This is a genomic window from Pseudomonas sp. NPDC079367 (assembly GCF_044542195.1).
In the GTDB taxonomy this organism is placed as follows: domain Bacteria; phylum Pseudomonadota; class Gammaproteobacteria; order Pseudomonadales; family Pseudomonadaceae; genus Aquipseudomonas.
In genome coordinates this window covers 14,935-22,384 of the sequence record NZ_JBITTW010000015.1, presented here as the reverse complement: position 1 = coordinate 22,384, position 7,450 = coordinate 14,935, and the positions used below count along the sequence as shown (strand labels likewise).

At 55.3% G+C, this 7,450-nt stretch carries 4 protein-coding genes; 2 read left to right on the top strand and 2 right to left on the bottom strand.

Annotated elements, in window-relative coordinates; translation table 11 throughout:
• Window positions 1-609 precede the first annotated feature (609 nt).
• A complete protein-coding gene (locus ACIGDJ_RS14340) occupies window positions 610-3,273 on the top strand; it encodes an ATP-binding domain-containing protein (RefSeq protein WP_143979030.1) in 2,664 nt (887 codons plus the stop codon).
• 516 nt (window positions 3,274-3,789) lie between these two features.
• Here ACIGDJ_RS14340 and ACIGDJ_RS14335 read toward each other — a convergent pair.
• Both ACIGDJ_RS14335 and ACIGDJ_RS14330 read right to left on the bottom strand, forming a co-directional pair.
• Window positions 3,790-4,458: an inovirus Gp2 family protein gene (locus ACIGDJ_RS14335; RefSeq protein WP_143979031.1), complete on the bottom strand. Its 669-nt coding sequence runs from the start codon at window positions 4,456-4,458 to the stop codon at window positions 3,790-3,792.
• A 372-nt stretch (window positions 4,459-4,830) separates the two neighbouring features.
• Complete coding sequence (locus ACIGDJ_RS14330) at window positions 4,831-5,061, bottom strand: AlpA family transcriptional regulator (protein WP_143979032.1); 231 nt, start codon at window positions 5,059-5,061, stop codon at window positions 4,831-4,833.
• Window positions 5,062-5,253: 192 nt separating this feature from the next.
• Between ACIGDJ_RS14330 and ACIGDJ_RS14325 the strand changes: the two genes are divergently transcribed.
• Window positions 5,254-6,939 carry a YfjI family protein gene (locus tag ACIGDJ_RS14325; RefSeq protein ID WP_143979033.1) on the top strand — a complete coding sequence of 562 codons (1,686 nt, stop codon included), beginning with the start codon at window positions 5,254-5,256 and terminating at the stop codon, window positions 6,937-6,939.
• The last annotated feature ends 511 nt before the right edge of the window (window positions 6,940-7,450 follow it).

Genomic DNA, 7,450 nt, shown 5'->3' with positions numbered 1-7,450 from the left:
CGGAGGCCGCTGCCTCGCGTTCGGCTAGCGTCAAGCACGGACGCGATCAGGCCCATCGATTAACAGGCCTTCCCTCCTCCTTGAACGGCGGCCCAACCTTGGCCTGGTTAAGACTATTCAGCCCGGGACATCGCCTGCTAGCACGGGTACGACATTAGGCTCACGCGCACGATGATCAGCAGCCATGCTGCTGACCATCAATAGCCTTGGAAAGGGTGATCGTTCCGCTCCGCACTTGCCAAACCATGTTGAGGTTTCAAGTCGGCCAGGAAACGTCATGGATGGGACTTGCCACGTATACCATTCAGATTTAGCACGCGTAGGGCAGAACGTTAACCGCTGGGCTTGAGCGGCTGGAGTGGCCCGTGCTGAATTCAGCACTGCGCACCGGATTGTGATTGCATAGCGCGTTTTCATGGCTCATACGCCAAATCCAAACCTTCTTCTCACCGATAATTCGTTGGTTATCATGGCAATCTGCTGGCAACTCAAGCCGCCAGGATTTAGCATCTGGGTCAGCCAAAGAACATCACCACCCTGAGCACTGGACACGGACTGTGACACGCCTGGCCGGCCAGGCGATGCCCAATTGAAACAAGGAGAGCTTCAATGAGTTTCAGTGATGCCCACGACGTTGCGACTGAGGCACTGGAAACCTTTCACAAGATTGAGGATGGTGCAGCGCGGCTTCTAGCGGCACGTAGCGGTGAGGCGTCCGACGCCCTGGCAGTGATCAACACGTTCACCAACACTGCAGCTGTAGCCAAAATCGCATCTATTAGTGACGCCACAACCAAATCGTTGCTCAGCCTCGTCCGCGAACCTGCAGTCTCACGTGTGGTTGCCGAGACTGACGAAGGCGAGGTGGTCACCTACTATATCTGCCGCACGACCAACATCACGGTCAAAGGGACAATGCTGGCGGGCTACCGTACACCTATCGGCCGTCTGGCCGTCTTCGATGTTGGAGAAAGTGTCGAGCTTGAGGTTGCTGGGAAGCAGAAAGGCTATCGTATTCTCGAAAAGCTGGAGCTGAAGCCTCTAAAGAGAGACGACGTTTGGGATGCCATCGATAGCATCTGGCGCCGCCAGCGTGCAACTCCACAGACAATCGCGTCCCTTCGAAAGCTCGTTCAGCCCGTCGACGACAATGCATTCCTTGCGATGCTGGACGGCGCATCTGAGGAAGAGAAAATCCGGGAGGGTGTAGTCCATGAAATACGCAGAGCCATGGCTTTGCGAGACCAGGCCATTCTCGACAAAATCCAGGACGAAATTTTCCGGCTGTCGATTGATCATCAGCTGATCATTCTCGGCCCTCCAGGTACCGGCAAAACCACAACATTGATCAAACGCCTTGGGCAGAAACTCGACGTGCAGGCATTAAGCCCAGACGAGCAACGGCTGCTTGGTTCATCGACAAACCGCCAACGCTGGATGATGTTCACACCCTCCGACCTGTTGAAGCACTACGTCAAAGAGGCATTCAACCGGGAGAATGTTCCCGCGTCTGACGATCACATCAAAACCTGGAACAAGCGTCGGCATGATCTGGCCAGGTCAACATTTGGCATTCTGAGAACCGGCAATAGCGGTAGCTGCATTCTCAAGGAGGATCGCCGCTACTCCAGCTTTTCGGTCAGTGATGATCCTCGTCAATGGTTTGCCGACTTTAAGGCGTATCACCAAAACCGTCTGCTCAGCTCACTCAGGGAGGGCGCTGGCCTCCTGAAAGATTCGGCGCCGAACCTCTCGGATCCAGTCGTGGAAGAGCTGCTCACCACGGTAGATGAACTGAGTCCCGAGGGGTTGCTCGGTGCATACGCGATCTGGAACAGAATCGAGGCGAGGATCGAGCCGCTGCTCAAAACCAGCCGCAAGACGACCGACAAGCTTATCCAGCAGCAAGGTAGCCTGCTCTACAACAGGAATAAATCTGTTTTCGTTGAGCTCGCTACCGTCCTCGAAAGCCTGGGGCAAAGCGAGGATGAAATCGAAGAAGGTGAAGAGTTCGACGACGACACTGGCACCGATGGCACGAGCACACCTAACCACACGGCGGAGCGCAGGGCGTTTCAGGCGTATCAGCAGTTCCTGCAGAGCCACGCGCGCACCCTGTATCGAAACGGCAGCCTTGGGAAGTCGAGTCGGGCAGCCCGGATTCGTGACTGGCTCGGAGATAGGGTTCCGCAAGCTGAATGGCTGAAAACGCTGGGTCGCGAAATGTGCTTCCAGAACGCTCTGCGGCGGTTCAGGAATGCGTGGAAACGTTACGTTCTGGAAGTCCCTACGAGCTATCGCGCGTTCCGCCGAGAGTGCCTCGCACTTGAACTCTATGACTACCAGAAGCCTGACACCCCCGCGCACATCGACGAGACCGAGCTGGACGCTATCCTGCTCCTGATGCTCCGGTCAGCGCGCGAACTCATTCGGCAGGAGTTCGTGAGACGATACCTTGATGATCCGCGCTTCACAGAGCTAGCCAAGATTTCTGACCAGTTCCTGCACCAAGTGCTGGTCGATGAAGCGACTGACTTCTCTACCCTTCAGCTTGCCTGTATGGAAAGCCTGACTGACCTGTCGACCGAATCGTTCTTCGCGTGTGGTGACTTCAACCAGCGAATCACCGGACATGGCCTGAAACGCATTGACCAGCTTGAGTGGATTTCCCCGCGCCTCAAGCCTCGGCGAATCAACACTGTCTACCGTCAAAGTCGGCTGCTGAACACCTTTGCTATCAAACTTCTCGATCTCATGCAGGGAGATACAGAAGCTGTCGGCACCCTGCCAGAGCACTCTAACCACGAAGGCGTCCAGCCCGTGCTAGGTGAGCACCTGAGTGAAGACGACGCGTCCACTTGGGTCGCGGATCGCATCATCGAGATCGATGCGCGGATGCGTTCCAAAGGTGAGAACATTCCGACCATCGCGGTACTGGTCACCTCAGAAGATCACGTCCGGCCGATGGCGGATACGCTTACCAAGAAGCTGGAACAGATCAGCCTGCGAGCCACTCCATGCGCGGACGGCCAATCTTTGGGCAATCAGTCAGACATCCGGGTATTCGACGTCCAGCACATCAAGGGCCTCGAATTTGAAGCTGTGTTCTTCGTCGGAGTCGATGGCCTCGCTGAGGCTAACCCGGGGTTGTTCGAACGCTTCTTGTATGTCGGGGCTACCCGGGCCGCCACCTACCTGGGCATGGTATGCCATGGGGAGCTGCCGGCAAGACTGGAAAATATCCGTCCATTCGTAGCCACGCACTGGTGGTGATCGTGGGTTAAGCCTGGCAGCCCATTTCCTGCAGGTGGGCTGAGAGGTCGCATTAACCTTAAGAGATGGAGCTGGGCATCAAAACAAGACGGTCATCGCTCATGGGCCCGGCGCATCGTAATGCCGCAGCCCATCGGCTCACGATCCTTGGGTTGCCTCTCACGTTTCAACCAGGCTTTCCTGCTTCTCCATCCACTCGATCATCAGCTCGCCCCATGCAATGTCAGCCTGCATAGCTGCTTTCGCATCGGTCGAGTCCCGCTTGCCATTTCAGTCCTCCATTGACGTCGAGCTAGATGTTATCCCTCACCGACTGCCGACACAGCGGGCCAGTGAAATCGGGCAGTTGCTACCGCATCAGTGGATGCCGGCCTGACTTACGCAAGGTGAGTTGGGCGGACGCTTACTTTGATCAGCCATCAGCGCTCGTAGTACCGCAACCTGCTAGCGCCGTAACTGGCAGGCAGCCTCCCGTAACGTGTTGATACGATGGAGCCAGACCTCACGGGTAGGCAATTAGCCCCTGCTGCTTCCGAACCCATGATGATTATCCCCGTAGGACTTCGTAGCTCCCTTGCATAGGTAGCTGGACCGCAGAAACAACTCCGGTAGCTCATCCATCTTGCCGTCGGGGACGTCCCGGTAGATTCTATACGTGGCATCGTCAGTGATATTCACCAGCCCACCGACTTGATCGACCGATAGCCGCAAAGCGCTGGCCCAAGCCTCCTGCAGGCGCGCAACGAGATTTCGCCTCGTAGATTGCAGCCGCCCCGGCCTGTGATAAGCATCATGATTCAGCAGGAATACCAGGTGGTAGTGCGGCCTTCCCTTCATTCCAACCTCCCTTGCCCAGGCATAACGGACCCTGCAACTACGAGTGTCCTTCTTTTGCTCACGCAGCTGACTGCGGTGGTGTTCGATCTTGGAGCCAAAGGACTCGATGAATCTGCTGATGACCTTGTTGGTATCTGCGTAGTTGGACAGATCGATATCCTTCGGCAGGTTTAGGTCCACCCTGAATGCCATGACCCTCGGATACTGGGCCAGTGCCAGCTCGATAACACGCAGGAGACGAAATAGGTACTCTTCTACAAATGGCCCCTTGCCGACCATCAAGGACAGACCACGGTAGGTCGGTTGGCGGTACAGGTGGAGGTTTGTGTTACCTGGATGACGAAGCATGGGTATGACTCCTGGGTGAGTTTCATACCGATCTTCATCATGTGGAATTTTTAACCGTTATCTCCTAGTGCTCTTGATCCCTCGCTAGATATGCAGTGGTCAGTGCCTGCAACCCGCATCAGCAACGCGGTGCACCCTACCGGTGGGAATAGCTAGTAAAAGCATAATACTCGTGCCGCAGATGATGCTCTCGACTGCACCGTGATCGCGGAATGCCTTTTCACGGCCACTCCGTGAATTTCTTCAGGGTATCTACTCCGGAAATAAACCATCGCTTTGCTCGGCCTACTGGGGCATCCGACGTGGGACTCCAGCCTACCTAGCATAATCGCCATGACCAGCCATAACTGGTCATGGCGGTTATGCTGGCTTTTAACGGGCCATGCTCAGGTGACCTGTAGACCTCACTGCAGAGCTCTCGGTCAGATCACGCTCCTCAATCCTTGCCAAGATCCAATCGTGCACCTCGCTCTCGACCCAGCCGACGCAGCGGTCGCCCAGAGATACCGGTTTCGGGAAGGTGCCTTCCGCGATGTATTTGTAGATGGTCGACCGGGCAAGACCTGTCGAGTCGATGACTTCCTTCAGACGGATGATTCGCATGAGCAGGCTCCTCTGTGGCTCAGAGGATGTGCAGGGGACGTATAAAAAAACCGCGCAGAGCCGCGATTCAATCCGCGTCCCAATCGAGCTGGGGAAATACATGCCCCACCTCATGCTCGTTAAAACCAGATAAGGAAGTAATTCAAATAGTCTGCTATTTTCGCTATAGGCTAGCGGAAATAGCGGGTAAAAATGATCAATACATATGATGAAGAACTTGAAGCCATTGGCAGTGAACCAATTACCTACCAGAACGGCTGGCCCTGTTTCCGCGAGCACAGCTTGGTAGAGGCCGCTGTAACTGAGGCTGCCCGAGAGCTGCAGGTTTCCCGAGAAATGGCAATGATGTGCGCCTTCGGGGCCATGGCCACCGCTTGCCAGAAACGTATCGATATACGAATGCCAACCGGACACCAAGTGCCAACCTCACTGATGCTGCTGACCATTGCGGACTCCGGTGAACGCAAGACCACCACACAGAACAATTTTTTCGAGGCGATTAACGACCTGAATGATGTAGCGCATCGAGCCTACGAGGTCGCCTTAGTGGAGCATCGGGTCGAACAGCAGCTATGGAGCACGCGCAAGAGACACCTGGAGCGTATGTACAGCAAATACGCAGCCCAAGACGACGACGCCGCCACGCGCGCAGCCCTGGAGACTGTCGCTGAGCATGTAAGAGCTGAACCGCAATCCGCCCGCTCGGGCAAGTTCCTTTATGAAGACACCACCCCGCAGGCCCTTGTGCAGATGCTTTACGAAAACACGCCCAATGGCTGCCTGCTGACTAGCGAAGCCAACAGTATTTTCAGCGGCAAGGCCTTGGGTGAGCTCGACAAACTCAATACTCTCTGGGATGGCAGCAGCGTTATCGTCGATCGCATTTCCAGAGAAGGCTTCATTCTCCAAAATGCCCGCCTCACCTTGTCACTAATGGCACAACCTAGCGTGATCGCGCGCTTCATGGGCAGGCGCGGGGAGGAGGCTCGCGGCACGGGCTTTCTCGCCCGCTTCCTGGTCGCCAAGCCCCGCTCAATGGCTGGCCAACGTACCGATCAAAAACTATCTGAACTGCCTCGCCTACAGGCCTTCAATGCCCGCATCCGCGAATGCTTGGCCCCCTCCGTTTCGCCTGATCGCCAAGTACTACGTTTCTCGGAGCCGGCCGCAAATCTCTGGTACCAGTACAGTCGGCAACTCGAACAACAAATGCAGGAAAACGGCCTATACCACTACGCTAAGGATCACGCTTCCAAGTTGCTGGAAAACACGAGCCGTCTGGCGGCCATCCTACATACGTTCGAGCGCACCTCAGACAGCGATATCGAGATCGACTACCTTACCCTGGAGTTCTGCTGGAAGTTCGCTCAGAACTGCTCAAAGCACTTCATCGAGCACTTGGCCAACGAGCCGCAGCTCGTGACGGATGCGAACCAACTGGCACACTACCTACTGAAAACCGCCCACAAAGAAAGCCCTCTCGCAGACAGACCTACAAACAGGAACAGAAACGACCCCTCACCCAACACGCGCCTCTCATCGACGCCACCTAACGATCTCATGACAGGGCAACGAACCACTTTCACACTAACCCAGGTAAAACAGTACGGCCCCAGTAGTCTCAGGGGACGGGCCAATACTGAGCGTTTGGAGGCAGCCATTGAACTGCTGACCAAGCTGGGACATATCGCCAAGGAAGGAGGCCGCTACCGGTTCCAAGAATCGATCCTGCTCAAAAGAGGAGAACCCGAACTGAAGAACGGCGAAACGCTCACTATCAAGGAGCTTCCTCTGTTCAGCGAACAAGAGTATTGGAAGCCTGAGGTAAGGAGCGGGTTTGGGGCTCAGCCGAGCTACTTCATCAAAATCCGCGATTAGCGGGTAAGCTGTAGCTGGAAAACATCCCCCTCGCTGAGCTAAAGAGAACCAGAACACAGACTGGGAGCTCCATGCGCAAGCCGGCACAGCAATGGGGAATCGCGCGCGATTGTCACGGTTATGCACGAGATTAAAAAATTAGAGTTAAAGGTTACGTTATAACATATACCAATGAGAGGCTTGGCGAAAACGGATCTGACCTCCAGATAGCCTTTGCATCAAATAGGAGCCGCCCCCATGAAAAATGGCTAACAGGTCCGACTCGAGCGGCGGAAAAAGAAAGCACCGACCTCAGCGGAAGCCGTTCACCCTGAGGAAGATATTTACGTGAGAAGAAACGTCTATCTAGTCCATTCAGCCCTCAGCGGTATGACTGGAAGGGATACCGCTGCAAGTCACCGAGAAATGAAAATGACACAATCTCGGAGGGCGACTTTCCTGCTCAGCCTCAGCGCTTCACTTACCAGCTAAAGCCTGATAAGTAGCAGAGAGGCGGTATAGCAATCGCACC

Coding starts and splice junctions, on each gene's coding strand:
- ACIGDJ_RS14335 (WP_143979031.1), bottom strand. CDS start 4,458: ATGCTTCGTCATCCAGGTAACACAAACCTCCACCTGTACCGCCAACCG.
- ACIGDJ_RS14330 (WP_143979032.1), bottom strand. CDS start 5,061: ATGCGAATCATCCGTCTGAAGGAAGTCATCGACTCGACAGGTCTTGCC.
- ACIGDJ_RS14340 (WP_143979030.1), top strand. CDS start 610: ATGAGTTTCAGTGATGCCCACGACGTTGCGACTGAGGCACTGGAAACC.
- ACIGDJ_RS14325 (WP_143979033.1), top strand. CDS start 5,254: ATGATCAATACATATGATGAAGAACTTGAAGCCATTGGCAGTGAACCA.